Origin of the sequence: Butyricimonas sp. DFI.6.44, from assembly GCF_022132345.1 — a bacterium.
GTDB classification, from domain to species: Bacteria; Bacteroidota; Bacteroidia; order Bacteroidales; family Marinifilaceae; genus Butyricimonas; species Butyricimonas muris.
This window is the reverse complement of record NZ_JAKNJD010000005.1, coordinates 238,453-258,470: the sequence shown is the minus strand read 5'-3', so window position 1 is coordinate 258,470 and position 20,018 is coordinate 238,453. Positions and strand designations below refer to the sequence as shown.

Here is a 20,018-nt window from a genome sequence, read left to right as displayed (position 1 = left end):
TTCTTATAAAACATGGCACGAAAATTACTCATTAGAGATTTGACATTGAGAGACGGTCAACAATCTTCATTCGCGACTAGAATGAATCAAAACCAAGTAGACCGCGTGTTACCTTTCTACAAAGACGCAAAATTCTACGCGATGGAAGTATGGGGTGGTGCAGTACCCGACTCCGTGATGCGTTACTTGAACGAGAACCCGTGGGATCGTCTGGAAAAAATCAAAGCCGTTGTAGGTGATGTTTCCAAACTGACCGCGTTGTCAAGAGGTCGTAACCTGTTCGGTTACGCTCCCTATACCGACGAAATTATCGAAGGCTTCTGTAAAAACGCCATCGAGTCCGGTTTAGGAATCATGCGTATTTTCGATGCTTTGAACGACGTGAACAACGTGAAATCGACCATCAAATACGTGAAGAAATACGGTGGTATGGCTGATTGTGCGGTTTGTTACACGATTGACCCGAAATACCCGAAACTTAGCCTGATGGATAAGTTGAAAGGTAAAAAGAACCCGGAACCCGTGTTCACGGACGAGTACTTCTTGAATAAAGCAAAAGAAATGGAAGCTCTCGGGGCTGACATGATCACGATCAAGGATATGAGTGGTCTGATTAACCCGGCACGTATCGCCGAATTACTTCCGCTTTTCAAGAAAAACCTGAAAATCCCGGTAGACTTCCATACCCACTGTACTCCCGGCTACGGACTTGGAGCCGTACTTTCCGCTATCGTGCACGGGGTGGATATCGTGGATACCAATATCTGGAACTTTGCGGGTGGTCCTGCCGCTCCGGCTATCGAATTGATTTATATCTTCTGCCAGAAATTAGGCATAGAAATGGATGTAAACATGGAGGCCGTTGCCAAAATCAATAAAGAGTTGTACAACATCCGGAAAGAGTTGGAAGCATTCGACGCCGTTAAACAATTCCCGAATCCGTTCAACCCGCTCACGGACACGCTTCCTGCTAACATAGACAAGCTATTCGACGACGCTATCGCTGCTGCCAAGAACAACAACGAAGAAGCATTGTTACAAGCTTGCCACGCTATCGAGGCATACTTCAACTTCCCGAAACCGAACGAGCTCGTGAAAAAAGCCGAGGTTCCCGGTGGTATGTACACCAACATGGTAGCCCAATTGAAACAATTGAATTCTATGGATATCCTCGAGGATGCCATGAAGTTGATACCGACTGTTCGTTTAGCAGCAGGTCTTCCTCCTCTAGTAACCCCGACCAGCCAAATCGTGGGCGCTCAAGCCGTGAACTGTGCTTTGGACGTGAAGAATGGAAAACCGATGTATTCCAACACGTCTAATCAATTCGTTGCGTTAGTGAAAGGGGAATACGGAAAAACTCCCGTTCCGGTAGATCCGGAATTCCGTCTAAAAATTGCCGGAACTCGCGAGGAAATCCCGTATGACACTTCCAAATATCAAATGCAGGAAAATCCCGTGTTGACAGAATTTGGTGGCGTAAAACTTGCCGAGAACGAGAAAGAAGTTCTTTTATTGGAACTTTTCCCCGCTGTAGCTAAAACCTTCTTGACGAAACAGAAAGAAGCCCGCTACCAAGCAACCCATAAAGAAGGACAAGCACAACAAAAAGAAGATGTTCAAAAAGACGAGCCTATTACCGGAAAAGTAGTAGAAGCACCGATGCCGGGAAATATCTTCAAGATTCTGGTAAAACCCGGAGATACCGTATCCAAAGGTCAGAACGTACTTGTACTCGAAGCCATGAAGATGGAAAACAACATTACATCCGATTATAACGGCAGAGTAAAACGTATTCTTACCCAAGAAGGTAAATCGGTTAGCGCCGGAGCTAAATTGATCGAAATCGAAATTTGATTAAAGATTCAAATACTGGAAAAGGAGCTGCAATAGCTCCTTTTTTTGTTTAACACCCTCCCCCTCTTGAAGAATGTTTATCTCACTTCAGACAAATAAAATAAAATAAGATATTAATTTTATTCATTTATACATTCATAATATTGATTATTTAATTACCTTTGTTGCAAATAATAATCCGTATTATGAATACATCAAAGAAACGATTACCCCTAAGATGTCCGGCATGCGACTCCACGCTAAAGGTCGGACGACTCTTTTGTGAAGAATGTGACACGGAAGTGTGCGGTTCATTCGAGCTACCGGTATTAACCAGACTGACAGAAAACGAACAACAATTTGCCATTGCTTTCATAAAGTCCAGCGGCAGCTTGAAAGATATGGCAAAAAACATGGGAGTCAGTTACCCCACGGTGCGCAACGTACTGGATGATTTGATTGACAAACTTAATAAAATGGAATAGCTATGAAAAAACAACGACTCAATTTATTGTTCAATCCTTTCGCACGAATAGCCGGCTACTCGGCATTAGGATGGGGTTTCCTCGGTATTGTGCTTGCCACCTTACTCTCCTATTCCACCGGATTACATTATCACGGACTATTACACTTTGGTTGGGCACCCAATCCGGCATGGTGGTGCTTCGCCGCCGAACATCTGGTGATATGGCTTATTCCTGCCATTCTGTTTTACCTCGGGGGATTATTACTTTCTCGCTCCCGCATCCGTATTGTCGATGTCTTGGGAACTGTGGCATTCGCTCAATTGCCTTTCATTATCATGAACCTTTTCTACTTTATACCTTCGCTCCGGTTTATGACACAACTCAACCCGAACGCTCTATCCATACAGGAATTACTTGCACAACCGGAATTTATAAAAGGCGTATGGTTCTCTTTATTTTCCCTGATTTTCTTTGTTTGGGTACTGATATGGATGTTTCACGCGCTACGGGTGTCGTGCAACTTGAAAGGCTATCGTCTGGGAATACTATACGCTATCGCTATTATAGGGGGTGATTTGATCTGCCGGGTGTTAATCAACTTATGCTATAATTCGTAATCACACCTTAGTTTATCTTATTATTACGGTTTCGATGAGGGAGGCAAAAGTCATTTTTTCTAAAAACTCCTCCGTCAGCTTCGCTGCCTCCTCCTCTATAAACAGAGGAGGAGCTGGTGACTCATCCCGAAGACGGTGAGTAATTCAGCTCTCCCTCTGTTTATAGAGGGAAACTGGCGAGTAAGAGAGAACAGACAGAGAGCTTGCTCGTTGTCTGTCGAACGAGAGCCAGTTCGAGTCCGTTTCGGACTCAATACCCCGGAGGGGGGAGGGAGTTTAATACCGGGGAAAACCTATTTCCTCTCCGTCCTCGGCAATATACTCATCCAAGTCTTGACAATCGGTATCCTCGTCTTCCTCGAATTGTATAGAAAGATTGTTTACACGAGCGAATTGGCGACAACTTTTGAAATCGGCATAGCGTTCGTCAATCTCCTCCTCGAATAATTTCCCACGATCTTCCACGGATAAATTTTCCAATTCTTCCTCGTGTTCCTGCAATATATCCAGTATAAATTCAGCTGCCCAACTACCCAATTCCCGTTCCAGAGTCCAATCGGAATTTTGTCGATCCAGAATTTGAAATATCTCTTGTAAATAGGGCGTTTCGCCCCATTCCTCGTACAATTGGATCACGTCGTCCTCTTCCCCGTATTCGGTCTTTAATCTTTCAAGCAACTCATTATTCATGATTACATCTTTTTTCTTTTATTTCAATGCGCTAAAGTATGAAAATAGGTCGAAAGTTCAAAAGAACTTCCGACCTATTCGTTAAAGGCAGAACCTTTTTCTATTACATCGGCCAACCCGGATTAGGTTCAACAAGCGGTTCAAGACTCAACACACTGTTGGGAATAGGGAAATAAAGCAAATCCGGATTGTCACGTCCCACGAGAGAGGGTACCAATTCGAATGCTTTATCGAAACGTACCAAATCCCACCAACGCTTACATTCAAAAGCAAATTCCAACAACCGTTCCTGCAAAATGGCAGCATCGTTTTCCGCGGGAGTACCGTTCACGAACGCGTGGTCGGCGTACTTCTCGCCGTAGGCACGTTCCCGGACTTCTTTCATCTCGTCGGTCGGGTCTTCGCCCAACCCGTTCTTCGCCTCCGCTTTCATCAGTAACACATCGGCATAACGGTAAAGGATAATATCGTCCACGAAATAGCGGACTCCCGAAACCACCGTCCCTCGTCCTTTCATAGCCATGGTCCCGTAATACTTCCGCTCACCCTCTACCGTCTTGTATATTTCAAGAAAAGTAGCGTCTTTCCGGCTATCGTCCGGTGCATACTGTTCCCGCAAATGTTTGGACGGTGATTGTTCCATCAATCCGCCCCCGGCACCGATAATTTCCAGTATCTCCGGTTCAATATCAGGAGAAATAGTAGCCGGAGAAATATGCATCATGTCAAAATAATTATTATCCGCCTCGTTCAACTTGTAATTGACAGCCATCAAGATTTCGTCATTCCCTTTATTCTCGTAAGCGAACACGTCTTTAAACTCCGGCAGAAGACGGATTCCGGCGATTTTCTGCACTTCCTCGCAGGCTCCCAAGGCCGTGCGGTAATCGGTTTCGCCACCGTTCTTACGGCGTGCCGTCCAAAGATAAACATCCGCTTTCAACGCGTAAGTTGCCGCTTTAGACCAATGGTTTCTGCCTGTTTCGAAAGCCGTCGAGGGAAATAATCCCAAAGCATCTTCAATATCATCCTTGATAAAAGTAAACAACTCCTCCTCGGTTGCCCTTGCTTTCTGCACTTTCGCGGGATCGTACCCCTCCATTGCTTCCGTCCGCAGGGGCACTCCGCCCCATATCTTCACCATGGTGAAATACACGAATGCCCGCATGGCATGCGCTTGCGCCAGTATCAGGTTACGTTTGGACTCGTCAGTGAAAGGAATTTCCGGTACCTTTGTCAGAAGCAAATTTGCCGCGTTCACCGTGGCATAGAATTTTTCCCACGTGGGTCCGAAACTTGCACTCAAGTCATTATCCCTGTATTTCTTGTAATTATCCCCCACGATAGCCTCCGATTCCAGCGTTTCGCTTCGCATCTCTCCCCAGATAAACATATTATCCGTCGTATTATCCCGCAGGAACACGTACATTCCCGCCAACCCGCCTTCCGCGTCCGATTCGGTTTTCCAGAAAGAGTCAGCCGTGATAACACTCGTGGGATCAACATCCAGTATGTCACACGCCCCCATGGCAAGTCCCATACTCACTCCCATGGCTATATGAATTATTTGTCTTTTCAATTTACACATGGCTCGATTCATTTAAAATGTGATAGATACTCCTGTAATAATGTTTTTCGGAATAGGATAACGCCCGTTATCTTGTCCGCCCTCTTCCGGGTTCAATCCCGAATAATTCGTGAAATAGTGAAGGTTATTCCCCGTCACGTGCATACGTACTCCGGCAAGTCCCACTTTCCGCAGCCACCTTCTCGGGAACTCGTAACTCAAAGATATCTCGCGCAAACAAAGGAAATCCCCCTTCTCCACGTAAATATTAGCTCTCTCCGGGTGATTATAAGCACTATTCCAGATATAACAAGGCATTGAAGCATCATCCCCTTGTTCTTTCCATGAATTTACCGCCATGTTTTTCGTGAGATTTCCGTCGCCTTGCGAGTTATTGTTCATAAAGCGGGCTGCATAATTATATATCTTGTGCCCCAGCGTGTAGTCGAAACGGAACGAGAAGGTAAATCTACGGAACGAGAGTTTGCTAGAGAATCCTCCCGTCCACTTGGGATAGTAGTTTCCCAAATATACTTTATCCTTGGAATCAATCTGTCCGTCACCGTCCACATCCCGGAATATGGAGTAACCGCCGTATTTAGTCTTGTCATTACCCGGAATCATGGTATTCACGGTCGGGTCTGCCTGAGCCTCCGCGTCAGTAGCGTACACACCTTCAATCACGTGACCGTAAATATCACCGACACGTCCGCCTTCCTGCAAACCGCCTACCCAAGCGTATTCACCCCGGGAAGGTACCCACACGTATTCCCCGCCGATACGGTTATTCTCGGCCCCATTCTCCGGCAACTTCAATATCTTGTGTTTCGTGTTCGTGACCGTGGCTGCCATAGTCCATTGCACGGCACTCCATCCCGGAAGGATATTAGCGTTCACTTCCAACTCGAATCCCTTGTTTTCCAAGCGTCCCAAGTTCGTGTAAATATTGGCAAACCCGGTAGAAGGCGGCAATGAAAGTTGAGTGATCAAGTTATCCGTCACCCGGCGATAGTAATCAAACAGTATCCCCACCCGTTGGTTGAACAACCCGATATCGGCACCGACGTCAAAAGTCTTGGACTGTTCCCATTTCAGTTCCGAGTTCGGGATGACCGTGTTCTGGATGGCAGAAGTTCCATCGTAGATTTTTCCCACGGCATACGTACCCCGTGCCTGAAAATCATCCAGTCCGCTGATATTTCCCGTCACCCCGTAACTACCTCTTAATTTCAACTGGATAAAACTCAACGGCTCCCAGAATTTCTCGTTATGCACGTTCCAACCGACGGATACACCGGGGAAAAATCCCCACTTGTGGTCGTCACCCAAGTTGGACGCTCCATCGAAACGGGCACTCAGCGAAATCAGGTACCTGTCCTTGTAATCGTAATTCACGCGGGCAAAGAATCCGGCTATCGCCTGCGTGCTTTCATCCCCTTTCACGCTTTTTGCCGAAGCGGAAGCGTTCAACGTGGGAATCAAATCGGTCGCCGCTCCCTCTCCCGTGGCGTTCAACGTCGATTTCTCCCTCCCGAAATAAGAGAATCCGGCTTTCACGTCCACGTTATGCGCGTCGGCAAACAGCTTATTATACCCTAACACCAAATCCATTTGTCCCTGCAACGTTTTCGTGTAATATCCTTTCGCTTCCCGTGAATCGTTAAATGTCATGGAACCGTTCCAATAAGACGGGATGAAGGAATAACCGTCCGTGGTGTACTTGTACATGGACAACTGGGGGGTAAACCTGAAACCGGGGAGAAATTCCCAGTCCGCGGCAAGAGAAAGAGAGAGGTTATCCTTACTGTTCTTTCGCTTGTCATTGTTCAAATGGTAAACGGGATTACCGATACTGCGATTTTGTCCCGGTGCCAGCGTTCCGTCCTCGTACGTGTATTTCGCGGTATGGGGCAAAGATGCCGCCCGGTAAAAAATCTGAGCGAGGTCATATACCTCGTTATTACTTGAAGTGGTGTACATCATCCGCCCCGACACGTTCAGATTGTCCCGCAATTTAAGACTGCCGTTCAAGCTGAAAGAAAGACGGCGGTACTTGGTCGTGATCACCGTTCCCTCGCTATCCATGTACCCTAACCCGGCATAAAACGTAGCTTTATCGCTTCCACCCGAAACGGTCAGGTTATGCGAGTACGTGTAAGCCGTACGGTAAATCAAATCCTGAAAATCCGTATCCTTGAATATAATCGTCTTCGAGGGATCAATCGGGTCCGGCATACTCTCCCACCCCTCGTTCAACTTGTGTTTATTGGCTTCCGTCAAGTATTGCGTCGTGTAAGCCGTGTTATTCGTCAAATCGTTTCCCGTACCGAAACCGAGAGCCGAATTAAGACGGTCCAAAGCACTGGCGTTGTAGCGGGAAGCGTACTGCATACTTTTCCGGTTCATCTCGATATACTCCCGCCCGGAAGCCAGATCATATTTTTCCCCGGGTTCGGAAACTGTCAACCCGAACGAATAATTAGCCTGTATCTTGCCCGGCTTTCCGCTTTTCGTGGTGACGATCACCACACCGTTGGAAGCTCTTGCCCCATAGATAGCGGTGGAAGCGGCATCCTTCAATACTTGAAGCGACTCGATATCATTACTGTTCAAGTCGGCAAGATCGGTACGAATGATCCCGTCCACGATATAAATAGGTGCCGCCCCGTTCATGTTATTGATCGAAGTACCACCCCGGACAATCACCCTCGGCGCCGCGCCGGGTTGCCCGGACGTACTCTGCACCTGTACCCCGGAAACGTTGCCTTGCAATGCCGAAGCGAGATTGGTATAAGGCACGTTCTCCAAAGCCGAAGGGGGCAGTTTAGTGATAGCGGAGGTTACTTTTTCCCGTGCCTGTGTCCCGAACCCGACGACCACGATTTCGTCCATCCGTATCCGGGTAGGACGCAACGTCACGTTCACCGTCTTCTGGGAAGAGGACAATTTTATTGTCCTTGTTTCATATCCCAAGAAACTGAATTCAAGCAAACTATCCTGTTGCATCAGATTCAAGGTGTACTGCCCTTCGTCATCCGTGGCGGAACCTCTTGTAGTTCCTTTAATCAAAACGAGCACTCCTGCCATGGGTTCCCTGTTCTCGTCAAGAACCCGTCCTTTTATGGTACGTTGCGATTCCTTGGCCTTATCGTCTTGGGCACATAAGGTCAAAGGCAAAGCCGAGAAAAGAAAGATCCATAAAAACGAATTGGCTAATGTAAATTTAACTTTTTCCATACGATCTTCAATATTCTATTTATCAATTATTCCATAAATTCATTGTTCCTCCTTTTCCGTCAATCCAACTACTTCTCCCGACTTTATTAACCTTCATGCACACGGAAAACAGTAACCATACCTGAATATTTTTCAAAGAATATACCGAAAACAACAAAAAGCAACAATCGACTTTACCTCAACAACATACCCGAACGGACAAACGTGGAAAATGAGGAATCCCCGTCCGCACTTTGTGGAAAAATACCACACTTCGGTTTTCGCCTTCGGCGAGTTGCAGGTTGCAGGTTGCATTTGCCGCAAGCGGCAAGTTACAAGTTGCTTTTCTAGCGTTAAAGACTGTATTCCAGCTCCTCCTCTGTTTATAGAGGGAAACTGGCGAGTAAGAGAGAACAGACAGAGAGCTTGCTCGTTGTCTGTCGAACGAGAGCCAGTTCGAGACCGGTTTCCGGGCTCAATACCCCGAAGAGGGGAGGGAGTTTATTAATTGTAGATTTAGCGATTTTACATTGAATGATTCCGGTCGCACGAGCGACGCTTCGTTAATCATTGAATCGACAATCATTGAATCACTTAATCAATAAACTCCTCCGGCACTCCGTGCCACCTCCTCTATAAACAGAGGAGGAGCTCGAATACCGCCTTGCTTCGGGAATCTTTTCAATCTTCAATCTAAAATCTTAAATATTCCCTTTCTCCTGCCGGAATACAAAATATTTCTTTAACTTTGAGAGCGGCTTCTATTGTTTTCCCCCGATTTGACGGGGCAATACCCGTACTGAAATATTTATTAAATCTGACATACTATGATGAAGCGTCTTTTACTTATTTTTTGCCTCTTACCCGCGTTCGCTTTCGCGCAGGAAGAAGTTGACAGCAAATACATGACCGGCGCCGTTCCCGTGGTGGACGGTAAAGTGATGTTCAAGAAAGAAATCAAAGCCCCTAATTTGTCCAAAGATCAAATCTTCGATGCCGTGTCGGCATGGGCAAATTCCCGGTTTAAAACGGATAAAGGTAACTGGGGACAAGTCGCGTACTCGAACAAGGAAGAAGGGCAAATCGCTTGCTACGGCAGCGAATATCTCGTGTTCGCCGACAAAACGTTCTCTCTCGACCGGGCAAAAACCAACTATCGGGTGAACTTCGTTTGCTCTCCCGGCAAATGCGTCATGGAAATCACGAACATCCATTATCTCTACCCGGAAGACAGCAAAGACCGTCTGGCGGCGGAAGATTGGATCACCGATGAGCAAGCCATGAACAAGGACCGGACAAAACTGATCAAACGAATTGCCAAATTCCGTATCAAAACTGTCGATCTCGCGGAAAACTTGTTCGAGGGCGCGGAAAAGAGCCTCGGCGTACAACCCGCGGCAGCACAAAACGTACCCACGCCCCCGGCAGTAGCCCCTCCCGCCCAAGCGGTGGAGAACATCGCTCCCGTGTCGGGTGAAGCCCTGCAAGGTTACAAGCGGATCGCTCCCGACAAGATTCCCGGAAACATCATCAAAATGCTTTCCGAAGACTGGATGCTGATCACGGGCGGGAATAACGAGAAATTCAACCCCATGACGGCAAGCTGGGGCGGACTGGGATACTTGTACAACAAACCCGTGGCTTTCTGTTTCATCTCCCCGGCACGCTACACGTATGACCTGATGGATAACGGCGACACCTACACGCTCACGTTCTACACCGAAACGTACCGCGAAGCGCTGAACTATTGCGGGCACAACTCCGGCAAGGATGCCGATAAAGTAAAGGGAGCCGGACTAACCCCTGTCACCACCCCTTCCGGCAGCAAAGCGTTCTCGGAAGCATGGATGATTATCGAGTGTCGCAAAATGATTTCCCAAACCATCAACATCGACGGCATCTCCGATCCCGAACTCAAAAAACAATGGTCGGGTAAAGCCATGCACAAGATGTTTATCGGCGAGATCTTGAATGTATGGGTGAAATGAAACTTGCCAAAGGCAAGTTTCAGGTTGTATTTGCCGCGAGCGGCAAGTTAATTGAAAATTGAAAATGAAAGTGCCACTGAAGCGGGAAAGCCGGGATACCGCCACCTTCGGCAGTATCCCGGCTTCTTTTCCGGTTTGTTTTAGATTCAACAACTTGCAACTCGCCGAAGGCGAACAAATCATTTTCAATTTTCAACTTTCAATTTTCAATTGTCTAGTTGCCGCCTCCAATCCCGCCAGTTTTATCTCGAAAGCTGACTTTTTCGCTTTCACCGCTTCCTTCTCGGCGGCGGCGGTTGCTTTCTTCACGCCCGCTTTCGCCCGCGTGATAGCCTCGCGCTCCTCGGGCGTGGCGGTCACCTCGCGGACGGCGAGCCGCAACTGTGCCGCCTCGTACGCCTCCACCGCCTCGGCAAGCGTGAGCTCCTCCGCCGTGGGGGGCGGGTACAGCCGCGTCGAGGGCGACGAGTACTTGCCATCGGCGGACACGGCGTAAGCGTAGATGAACAGCGCCGCCTTGTTCCAGCCCGCCGGGATCAGTGCCGATGTCGAGCCCGCCTCGCCGCGGTCACGCAAATCCACTCGCAGGCTGCGCATCGACTTGTGATCCTCCGCGCCCGCCGTGAACATGCAGGCGTACACCCGGTCGTTCTCCCGCGCCAACCCGCCGGGGATCACCTCGTCCACCTGCACGAAAGCCACCTTGTTCGTGTCCATGTCCACCGTCGCCGTCACGTTCGCCGTGTCCAGAGAGCCGTCACTCACCTGCATCCCGCCGAAATCGTACTCCAGCACGATTTTCTTCGTCAACGCGTCGCGGGACGCCGTGCAGAGCGTCTTTACGTTCGCCTGCATGAAAGCGTTCATCGGCGATTCCCGCTTCTTGCGCTCGCGAAAGCTCACCCGCAACGTTTCCAGCAACGGACGGGTAAGTTTCCCGCAACCGCCGTAACCCGCTATACGCAAGTCACGTGCCTCCTGCTTCTCCTTGCTCGAGTAAACAGGGTTCTTTTTACCTTTCATCGCCGAGATTATCTCGCCGTCCCAACTCGTGGTGAAACGGTGTTGACCGATACTCTGGCGCAATTCCCAAAACAGGGTTGATTTACCTTTTGCCATAATTCAATTCTTTTTAGTTCGTAATTCTTTTTTCGCCTTCGGCGAGTTGCAGGTCGCGTTTGCCTTCGACAGGTTCCACTTCCCGATACTGCCGTCCGGGAGCCTGATCCACACGCCGTTGCCGGAACAAGGGATGTTCTTCAAGCAAGGAAACAATTTCTTCATGTACATACTTTCTCTTTTTTATAATGAAACGTCGTGTTAGTTCTACCGGTCACACCCGATCCCCGGGGTGCCTCGTTGGGGTCTTCCTTCTTTTTTCAAACGATATCGTAATGCAATATTAAAACAATTAGATTACAAAACAAAGAAAATATTCATTTGTTTTTAAATTATTTTTATAATACTTATTTAATTTTAATCCAATATTACCTAAAATAAATACAAATCACACCATTCTGTTTTATAATCACTTACACCTTTTTTCCCGTTTTACCCTCCCGAAACCCGCGCCACCAAAGGGCTAGGAACCTTCATAACCTGCCCATCACCTGCTCAAAACCTGCTCATAACCTGCTATAGGCAGGTTATAATAACGATATAACGACAATATATTTAGTTAATCCGATAGCTCGGCAGTTAAATGTTTGCCGGAGGGATATAGTCTAATATTAGATTATTCGCCTTCGGCGAGTTGCAGGTTGCAAGTTGCATTTGCCTTCGGCAAGTTACAAGTTATTTTTCTAGCGTTCATGACTGTATTCCAGTTCCTCCTCTGTTTATAGAGGAAACCCGCGAGTAAGCGAGGGCAATAGGGAAGCTTGCTTCCTGATTGCCGAGCGTGAGCTGGTTCGAGACCGGCTTCCGGGCTCACTTGGACGCAAAGCGGACGGAGGAGTTCAATCTAAAATCTAAAATCATAAATCACCTAATTAACAAGCCTTTCCTCCTCCTTCACCCGCAGATAACTCCTGTAATTACTGAACCCCGCCATAATCACCAGTTCCATTTTACTCTTGCCCGCGTTGTCGGGGGAAAGGCGGAGGCGTTCAAGATGCGCGAGGCGATAGCGGTTGATCAAACGGCAAAAGTTCATGCCGAACTCCTTGTTTATAAACGCCGAGAGATAACTGCGGTTCGTGTGCATTCCGGCGGCGAGGTCGGTAATACGCAGCTTGGGATTAAGATAAGGCTTTTTCTCCCGCATGTAACGCGTGAAACGCGCACGGCCGGGAGGTATCGATTTGTCGGGCGGGTACTCCTCTTCCCCGGCATCCTGCCTGATAATAACGTAATTATCATCGAGCAGGTTATAGCACAATATCAAGTAAAACACGAAGGTCGGCAGCGCACCCAGCCACACGAAATAATTGGTGGCGAAAACCGGAACGCGAAATAACAATCCCGCCAACGGCACCGGAACGCAAACCAGTATCAACGCCTGCATCAGCGCCAGCCAACCGAGCGACGACCGACGCGCGTCTGACGAGTAATTCACGACACATCGCTTGTAACGGCGTATATTCCTCAAGCTCAACGCGGGATAAACGGTATTGTAAACGACGAACACGAGCGTTGTCATGGCATACATCACCCGGAACCACGTCCCCGACGCGTCGTCGCCGTAGACCACCGCCGCCTGCAGGCTAACGGGTACGGCGAAGTCAAAAATCACCGAAACCGCCACAATGCCGAGCGGTATCGCCAGATGCAGGCGGCCGAACCGCCGGTACTCTCCCGTGCCCGTGAGAATGGCGACGAAACGGTAGAACAGCACTTGGTCCAGCATCAGCGTCAGCAGGAACACCGAGTGATAATAGATGAAGACACGGGGATAAATCGTGTAAAACACCAACCCCATCCACCCCAGCGAGGTAACGAAATACGCCAGCGCCAGAAACAGGCGCAATTGGCGGTCTTCCCGGCTTCGCCCCCGTGTCCGCGCGTCCAGCAGCACCATCACCATACACACCAGCGCGCACACGACGGGCGCCGTGAAGGCGAACGCCTCGACAAGCTCCCGCCCGATCATGGCTCCCCTCCTTCCCGCCCGGCGGCAAGGGCGCGGGTGTACTGCCTGTACTCGCCGAATCCCGCTTGTTTGACCAACGCGCTCTCGCTCTTGCCCTCGTTGCCGGGCAGCGAGCGGAGCCGTTCCACCTCCCGCAACCGCCAGTGGTTCAGGTAGCGGTTGAAATTCATCCCGTACTCGCGGTTGATAAACGCCGATATTACCGTCCGGTTCACGTCCAGCGCCTCCACCAGATCCGTTATCTTGTAACCCGGGTTCAGGTAAGGTTTCTCCTTCACGAAATACGTTTCCAGCCTCAACCGCGACATACTGCCGGAATGTTGCCTGCGCGGCGTCTTTTCAGCCGCGTCCCCCGGCACTTTTCCCTCCGGTTCGGGCACGGCGTAAAGCACGTACTCGCGCCGTATCACGTGGTAGGTCAGCAACACGTGTTGCGCGGCGATGCTCAACGTCACCACGCTCGTCCAGATGGAATAAAGTATTTTACCGCGCGGCATAAAGGTAGGCAACAGCGACGAGAGCAACGACGCCACGGAGATCGCCACGAGGAAAATCACCCACCGTGCCGGCGCACGCGCCAGCGTGTCCCGCTCGCTCATCTTTTTATAATAACGTACCAGTACCCCGATCGTCAACGCGTAATACACCAACCCGAAAATCACCCGCGCCAAGGGCTTTATCGTGAAAAAGCGGGTGTACGCCCCGTATCCCGGCGGCGTCACCAGCGCCTTGCCCGTGACGATTTCCAGCTGCACCTCGCCGGGCACGAACAGCGACCACCCCAGCATCACCCCCGCCAACACCCCGGGCGCAAGGTAATGCCACGGCGGGAAACGCTCCGGCAACCCCAGTCGCGTAAGGTAACGGATCACGCGGTAAAAGAATATCGACGGGAGCACGAAGCCCAAAAGGCAAACCGTGTTCAGCAGGACAAACAGTCCCGGCTGGAACTCGTAACAAAAAAACGTGTACCAACCGAGTGCCGACAGGGAAAGATAGACCAGAAGCACCCGTTTCAACTTTTTCTCCCCCGGCGTCAAACTGTCCGGCAGGGAAAAAAGAGCGAGTATCCCGCAGGACACCGCCGAGAAAACGGGCACGAGCACCGTCATGGCTATCGGGTAGGCAGCAGACACATCCATGCTTCAAATATATCGCGTTTTTGTCAAAAAACGACTATCATAGCCCGAAATAGTACGTTTTTTACCTTTTTGCACGGAATTACGATTTGGCAAGTGAAAAAAATACCCCTATTACGATTTGGCAAGCAATATTTTGTTGAATTGTCTCCCGGCGGATTTCATTTTTACCTAGTTTTACATTCACAAACCACCGCACGCGGTGACATTCCGGTAAATCGACAAAATACTTATATATAAATAACAGCTTTATGAAACTTTCTCGACTAACTAAGATCCTACTCTTTTTGATAGCGGGCATGCCGGTTTCCGGTACACCGCCCGCCCGGGGGGCGGACAGAGTGGCGGCAGATTCCGTCGTCACTTTCCGCTTCCTGCCGGGCAACGATATGTTTTTCCTCCGGGGCAACGAGGCGGAACTCCGCCGCCTGCTCTCGCTCGTGGACGAATACCGCGCGCAGATAGCCGACGGCAGCATGCCTCTCGCCGTGGACAGCTACTGTGCCTCCCTCCCCTCCGAACGGGAAAACCTCGACATGGCACGCGTCCGCGCCAACCGCGTGAAGTCGGAACTCATCACGCGCCGGGGACTCAAGGAAGAGAACTTCATAACCACTAACCGCGCCGTCGCCCGCGACGGCAACCGGGACGCGGTAATCATGACCCTCCGCGTCCCGGCAAAAGCGGCACCCCTGCCCGTGGCGGAGAAGCCGAAGGAAGAGGCTCCACCCGCCGCCGCGGAGAAAAAAACGACAGAAAAGAAAACGGTGACGGTCGAAGAAACGATAACAGAAAACGCACCCGCGAAGGCAGTTGCACCCGCGCCACCAGCGGAACCGGAATCCCCGGCACGCCTGTACCGCTTCGCCATACGGACGAACCTGCTGCACGACGCCTTGCTGCTTCCCGCACTGGGAGCGGAGTGGCGCGTGAACCGCCATGTCGGCATACGGCTCGACGGCAGCCTCGCGCGGTGGAACGGCGACCGCGGCAAGGTGCAGAAGGTATGGCTGCTCAACCCCGAAGCAAGGTGGTACCTGCTCGACGGCAAACGCTTCTACGCGGGAGTATCGGGCAGCTACGGCGAGTACAATATATACAAGTACCCGATAGGCAGCTTCCTGTCGAAAGACACCGGCTACCAAGGCACGACGTGGAGCGCGGGCGTGACAACGGGCTACCAGCTCTATCTCTCGCGCTGCTTCTCCATCGACTTCAATCTCGGACTGGGCTACACGCGCTTCGACCACGACACGTTCGACGCGGTTGAAGGAACACGACGGTACAAGGAAAGAGGGAAAACAAAGAATTTCTGGGGACCGACACAAGCAGGAATCAGCCTCGTGTGGACTACCGGAAGGAACAAGTAGAACAAATACACGAATGAAAGATATGAAAATTACGATTACATCACTTCTCGTCCCGGCGGCAATCTTGTTGCTCGCCGCTTGCGACGTGAAAGACCCGATTCACGACCCGGAGCCTCCCGTGAAGGTCACCGTCTTGACGGAGGAACTTCCGGCACTGACCGTAAAGTGCGACTCCTTCGTGACCTCTTCCCCCCGGATGCTGCTGTTGGGACAGACGGACGATATCACGGGGGTGACGAGAGCGACGCCCTATTTCACCCTCTCGCCTCCTTCCGGCGCGGAGGTGCGGGCAGACCACGTGTACGATTCGCTCACCTTTTTCGCCCGCGGCGGCGGGACGGTGTGGGGAGATACAACCGTGTTGCAGCAAATCCACCTCTACCGCCTGCGGGAAATTCCCCCGTCCGCCCCGGTCTTCAATAACGCCATTGTCCCGCACGAGGCTGAACCTTTGGGTTCGTTAACACTTTGGCCCGGAGCGGGGAGAGTGCCGCCCGTTCTGCGTTTCCGGCTCAACAACGCCGACGCCCTCGGGCAGGAGATGCTCGCCATGCTCGCTGCCGGGAGCAGCGTAATGGGGGATACCGCCAAGTTCCGGGAATATTTGAAAGGGCTGGTCGTGATGGCCGACCCGTCGAACACCTGTATCTCCACCCTCGACCCGTCGGCAGGCGGCATGGGCATCACCCTCCACTGGCACGATGGCGGCGGCACTGCCCGGAGCTGCTCCTTTGTCACGAGCGCGGCGGAGGATGCCCCGTATATGTTTATGAGCACGGTCAACGACCCGGCGGGGACGCTTTATAGCGTACTCCAACAGCAGACGGACGCCCTGCCGTTTGCCGATGCCGCCCGGCAGGGATACCCCGACGGGCAGGCAGTGGTGTGCGGCACGGGCGGGTACATGGTGCGGATGGAATTGCCGGACGCGCTTCCGGGACAAACGGAGGGACGCACACCGGCGAAGGTGGAAATCCGGTGGCATGTCCGGCAGCCGGGATGGTACACGACACCGCCCGTGGAAGGGGAAGAGGAAGAGGAAGAGGAAGTCAAAGAGGAGATGACCAATACGCCTTACCCGCTGCCTGCCGCCGTGCGCCTCTACGAAACGGACGGCGACAACCGCGTGAAGGCCGCGGTGACCGACGCGGAGGGGAAACCGGTGGACGCCATCCTGACGGATGCCTCCCCGACGTATGCCAAGGACGGAATATACACCGCCGACATCACGCACTACTACCTCTCGCGGCTGAGCCGCGCCGCCGGGCAAGGCATGGTGGCACTGCTGGCGGGGGTTCCGGTGGATGAGCTGACCGCCTCGGCGGGGCTGATGGTGATGGACTCCCTCCCCGAAATCCGGGTGCATTGGCACGAACCCGCGGGGGAATAAAGCAACAAGGTACACGACTACCGGACAAATCCGGCACAGGCTGAAACCAATCTCGAGTTAGTAACAAATAAACCACACACCATGAAAACGATCTTTGACTTTTTCTCCATCCGGCGGGTAAACTTACGCAACATCATCGGTTTCAAACGACTGGGCAACTGGGTACTCCGACCGAAGCACAACCGGAAGCATACCGGACCCAAGCATCCCGAGCAGGAACGCACGAACGAGGTATTCGGCAAGGCAAGGAAGTTCGGCGCTGCTTTCGCCCGGACGATGGCGGACTACCCGGCATGGGCAACCGCCGCCACCCTCTACTGGGCAGGACGCACGGGCGACAACCTCATGTTCCACATGAACCACGACAAGTTGATAGGACGCGTCGTGGCGTGTTTCCACCTCTTCCGTTTCAGCTTCGGGCCGAGAAGCCTGCCGTGGAACCTCGAGGCTCGCGCCGACGGCAACACCATCACCATCACGTGGCAGGACAACCGCCGCTCCCCCCATTGCTCTCCCCACGACCCGCTACTCGTCGGCGTCCTCTTCGACAACAAACCCGGCAAACCCATGCTCGTCGCCGACAGCGGCGTCACCCGCGCCAGTTGCGGCATCTCCATCGTCCTCAACGACAAGCAACCCCGGAAAATCCACCTCTACCCCTTCTTCTGCAACCCCGAGAGAACGGAATTTTCGGAAAGCCAACATTTGGAAGTAACGACCGATTCGATGAGCCTGACGATTCGGTGATTTATGATTTATGATTTTAGATTAAACTCCTCCGTTCGCTTCGCGTCCAAGTGAGCCCGGAAGCCGGTCTCGAACCAGCTCACGCTCGGCAATCAGGAAGCAAGCTTCCCTATTGCCCTCGCTTACTCGCCGGTTTCCTCTATAAACAGAGGAAGAGTTGGAATACAGCCTTAACGCAAGAAAAGTAACTTGTAACTTGCCGCTTGTGGCAAATGCAACTTGCAACCTGTAACTCGCCGAAGGCGAATAGAACCTGTCGCTTCGGGTTTATGAACTTTATAAACTTATTCCGGAATCTCGATCTTCTCTCCTAAATGGCGGGGTTGCTTGTTCGTGAAGAAATCGACATACACCTTTACCCGGGCAAACAATTCGCGTACTTGTGTCTTGAAACCTTCTTGGGTTCCGACATCTTCGGCATTGTACCCGATCGCTTCCATTTCATAATGATGAGCCAGAAATATAGCCCGTTCGTTATGAAATTGCTGGGAAATCACGGTGATACTATCCTGCCCGAATATCTCCTTGGAACGCACCACGGAATCGAGCGTACGCAGTCCCGCGAAATCCAACACAAGCACCTCTTTCGGAACACCTCTTCTCAACAGCGAATCTTTCATGGCTTGAGGTTCATTGTAGTTGTGCCGGCGGTTATCCCCACTGATCAGTATATATTTTACCTTTCCTGCGTTATATAACGCCACTGCCGCGTTGATGCGGTTGTCGAAATACGGGTTACTCCGCCCACCCTTTAACCGGGGGGAAGTCCCAAGCAATAATCCCACCTTGTTACAAGGGATTGATGCCGTGTCCGTGAATACCCGACCTTTGGCATAACACGTTATCCGGTAATTACAAAAGAGTATCCCCATACAACAAAGCGAAAGGGGCAAAACGATACCATACACGAAAACCCGTTTCACGATTTTTCTCCATTTCCGTGACCCCAATTTCCGCTTCACGCTTCCGTCCGAAACTGTTAAATCTTTTCTCCCCTTAGGTGTCATAATCTTAACTTCTCCTCTACAAAGATACGACTTTCCAACGAATTATGATGAATAACACATGAACCAATGTGTCACTTTCTCGCTATACGTTTTAGAAATCGGGATATCGGGTACTTTCTCGACGCCAAATTCCAGATAAATACCGTCTTTCTCCCTGCGAATCACTTTCACCTGCTCGAAATTGACCATGTAAGAACGATGGCAACGCAGGATATTCGTTCCCTCGAAGGTTTCTTCCATGGCTTTCAACGTGTTCCGTAGCATGAAACTCGTGACAACACCCTTGTTCAAATACCAGACACGCACGTAATTATCCGCAGACTCGATATACAATAAATTTCCGCGTTTCACGGACAAACGCAACTCTCCGTTCGCATCAAGAAACGAGATCACCGCGGAAGTTCCTCCCATGTCGTTTTTATCATTCTCTATCATCCGCAACTTTTGTACCTTGTCCCGCCACGAGAAATAAAGCATCAACATGGCGTAAGGCAAAAGCAAAACAAGAAAAGTGTTCTCGGTCGATTCCGCGAATATTTCCATCACCTCGCGCTCCGGTCGCAGATACATGGAATAGGTAGTATAAAAAAGCGACATGAAAAAGACCTCGGCTGCAATCCAACCGGCATATTGCAGGTAATTGAGCGCATGACGTTTCGTGTAATAATACATGATAAGACGACTCACCGCGACCACCAGTACCCCCGTGAGAATGACAAGACTGGAGAAAAGGAAAAACTTGAACTCCGACACGGGATACCACGTCAGGGAACTAAACGGCTTATAGAGATTGATAAAAATCAAGTCAAATACAGCCGTGAATAACACTAAACGTAGCAAGTTCGATTTCTCGTAATGAAACGTGGGTATTTTACGTGTCAACGCATTCATCT

Annotated in this window: 16 protein-coding genes; 7 read left to right on the top strand and 9 right to left on the bottom strand. The window is 50.7% G+C overall.

Annotated features, from left to right (window positions below; genetic code table 11):
• The first annotated feature begins 12 nt into the window (after window positions 1-12).
• The 3 genes from L0M98_RS09025 to L0M98_RS09015 all read left to right on the top strand — a co-directional run bounded on the left by L0M98_RS09025 (window position 13) and on the right by L0M98_RS09015 (window position 2,920).
• A complete protein-coding gene (locus L0M98_RS09025) occupies window positions 13-1,857 on the top strand; it encodes a biotin/lipoyl-containing protein (RefSeq protein ID WP_099292932.1) in 1,845 nt (614 codons plus the stop codon).
• A gap of 185 nt (window positions 1,858-2,042) precedes the next feature.
• Entirely contained in the window at window positions 2,043-2,321 is a 279-nt protein-coding gene (locus L0M98_RS09020) for a DUF2089 family protein (RefSeq protein WP_227215612.1), read from the top strand.
• A gap of 2 nt (window positions 2,322-2,323) precedes the next feature.
• Window positions 2,324-2,920, top strand: a complete 597-nt coding sequence (locus L0M98_RS09015; protein ID WP_227215611.1) for a YIP1 family protein — start codon at window positions 2,324-2,326, stop codon at window positions 2,918-2,920.
• 276 nt (window positions 2,921-3,196) lie between these two features.
• On the opposite strand, the gene L0M98_RS09010 is transcribed toward L0M98_RS09015, so the two are convergent.
• The 3 genes from L0M98_RS09010 to L0M98_RS09000 form a co-directional block, all read right to left on the bottom strand.
• Complete coding sequence (locus tag L0M98_RS09010) at window positions 3,197-3,610, bottom strand: hypothetical protein (protein ID WP_227215610.1); 414 nt, start codon at window positions 3,608-3,610, stop codon at window positions 3,197-3,199.
• A gap of 103 nt (window positions 3,611-3,713) precedes the next feature.
• A complete protein-coding gene (locus tag L0M98_RS09005) occupies window positions 3,714-5,198 on the bottom strand; it encodes a RagB/SusD family nutrient uptake outer membrane protein (protein WP_227215609.1) in 1,485 nt (494 codons plus the stop codon).
• 12 nt (window positions 5,199-5,210) lie between these two features.
• On the bottom strand, window positions 5,211-8,414 hold the full coding sequence (locus L0M98_RS09000) for a SusC/RagA family TonB-linked outer membrane protein (RefSeq protein ID WP_227215608.1): 3,204 nt from the start codon (window positions 8,412-8,414) through the stop codon (window positions 5,211-5,213).
• A gap of 806 nt (window positions 8,415-9,220) precedes the next feature.
• Here L0M98_RS09000 and L0M98_RS08995 point away from each other — a divergent pair.
• Entirely contained in the window at window positions 9,221-10,381 is a 1,161-nt protein-coding gene (locus tag L0M98_RS08995; RefSeq protein WP_227215607.1) for a DUF4468 domain-containing protein, read from the top strand.
• Window positions 10,382-10,573: 192 nt separating this feature from the next.
• Here L0M98_RS08995 and L0M98_RS08990 read toward each other — a convergent pair whose 3' ends face one another.
• The 4 genes from L0M98_RS08990 to L0M98_RS08975 form a co-directional block, all read right to left on the bottom strand.
• Window positions 10,574-11,500, bottom strand: a complete 927-nt coding sequence (locus L0M98_RS08990) for a hypothetical protein (protein WP_227215606.1) — start codon at window positions 11,498-11,500, stop codon at window positions 10,574-10,576.
• 3 nt (window positions 11,501-11,503) lie between these two features.
• On the bottom strand, window positions 11,504-11,671 hold the full coding sequence (locus L0M98_RS08985; RefSeq protein WP_176555097.1) for a hypothetical protein: 168 nt from the start codon (window positions 11,669-11,671) through the stop codon (window positions 11,504-11,506).
• 697 nt (window positions 11,672-12,368) lie between these two features.
• Entirely contained in the window at window positions 12,369-13,424 is a 1,056-nt protein-coding gene (locus L0M98_RS08980) for an AraC family transcriptional regulator (protein WP_227215605.1), read from the bottom strand.
• Window positions 13,425-13,468: 44 nt separating this feature from the next.
• Entirely contained in the window at window positions 13,469-14,614 is a 1,146-nt protein-coding gene (locus tag L0M98_RS08975; RefSeq protein ID WP_227215604.1) for an AraC family transcriptional regulator, read from the bottom strand.
• 248 nt (window positions 14,615-14,862) lie between these two features.
• Here L0M98_RS08975 and L0M98_RS08970 point away from each other — a divergent pair, with 248 nt between their 5' ends.
• The 3 genes from L0M98_RS08970 to L0M98_RS08960 all read left to right on the top strand — a co-directional run bounded on the left by L0M98_RS08970 (window position 14,863) and on the right by L0M98_RS08960 (window position 18,118).
• Window positions 14,863-15,981, top strand: a complete 1,119-nt coding sequence (locus L0M98_RS08970; protein WP_227215603.1) for a DUF3575 domain-containing protein — start codon at window positions 14,863-14,865, stop codon at window positions 15,979-15,981.
• A gap of 13 nt (window positions 15,982-15,994) precedes the next feature.
• Window positions 15,995-17,371, top strand: coding sequence for a DUF4270 domain-containing protein (locus L0M98_RS08965; RefSeq protein WP_227215602.1), 1,377 nt, complete (start codon window positions 15,995-15,997; stop codon window positions 17,369-17,371).
• 81 nt (window positions 17,372-17,452) lie between these two features.
• Window positions 17,453-18,118, top strand: a complete 666-nt coding sequence (locus L0M98_RS08960; RefSeq protein ID WP_186975746.1) for a hypothetical protein — start codon at window positions 17,453-17,455, stop codon at window positions 18,116-18,118.
• Between the two features lie 284 nt (window positions 18,119-18,402).
• Here the strand turns inward: L0M98_RS08960 and L0M98_RS08955 are convergent, their stop codons facing one another.
• Complete coding sequence (locus tag L0M98_RS08955; protein WP_099294640.1) at window positions 18,403-19,041, bottom strand: SanA/YdcF family protein; 639 nt, start codon at window positions 19,039-19,041, stop codon at window positions 18,403-18,405.
• Window positions 19,042-19,167: 126 nt separating this feature from the next.
• Window positions 19,168-20,016 carry a LytR/AlgR family response regulator transcription factor gene (locus L0M98_RS08950; RefSeq protein WP_186975748.1) on the bottom strand — a complete coding sequence of 283 codons (849 nt, stop codon included), beginning with the start codon at window positions 20,014-20,016 and terminating at the stop codon, window positions 19,168-19,170.
• Window positions 20,017-20,018 lie beyond the last annotated feature (2 nt).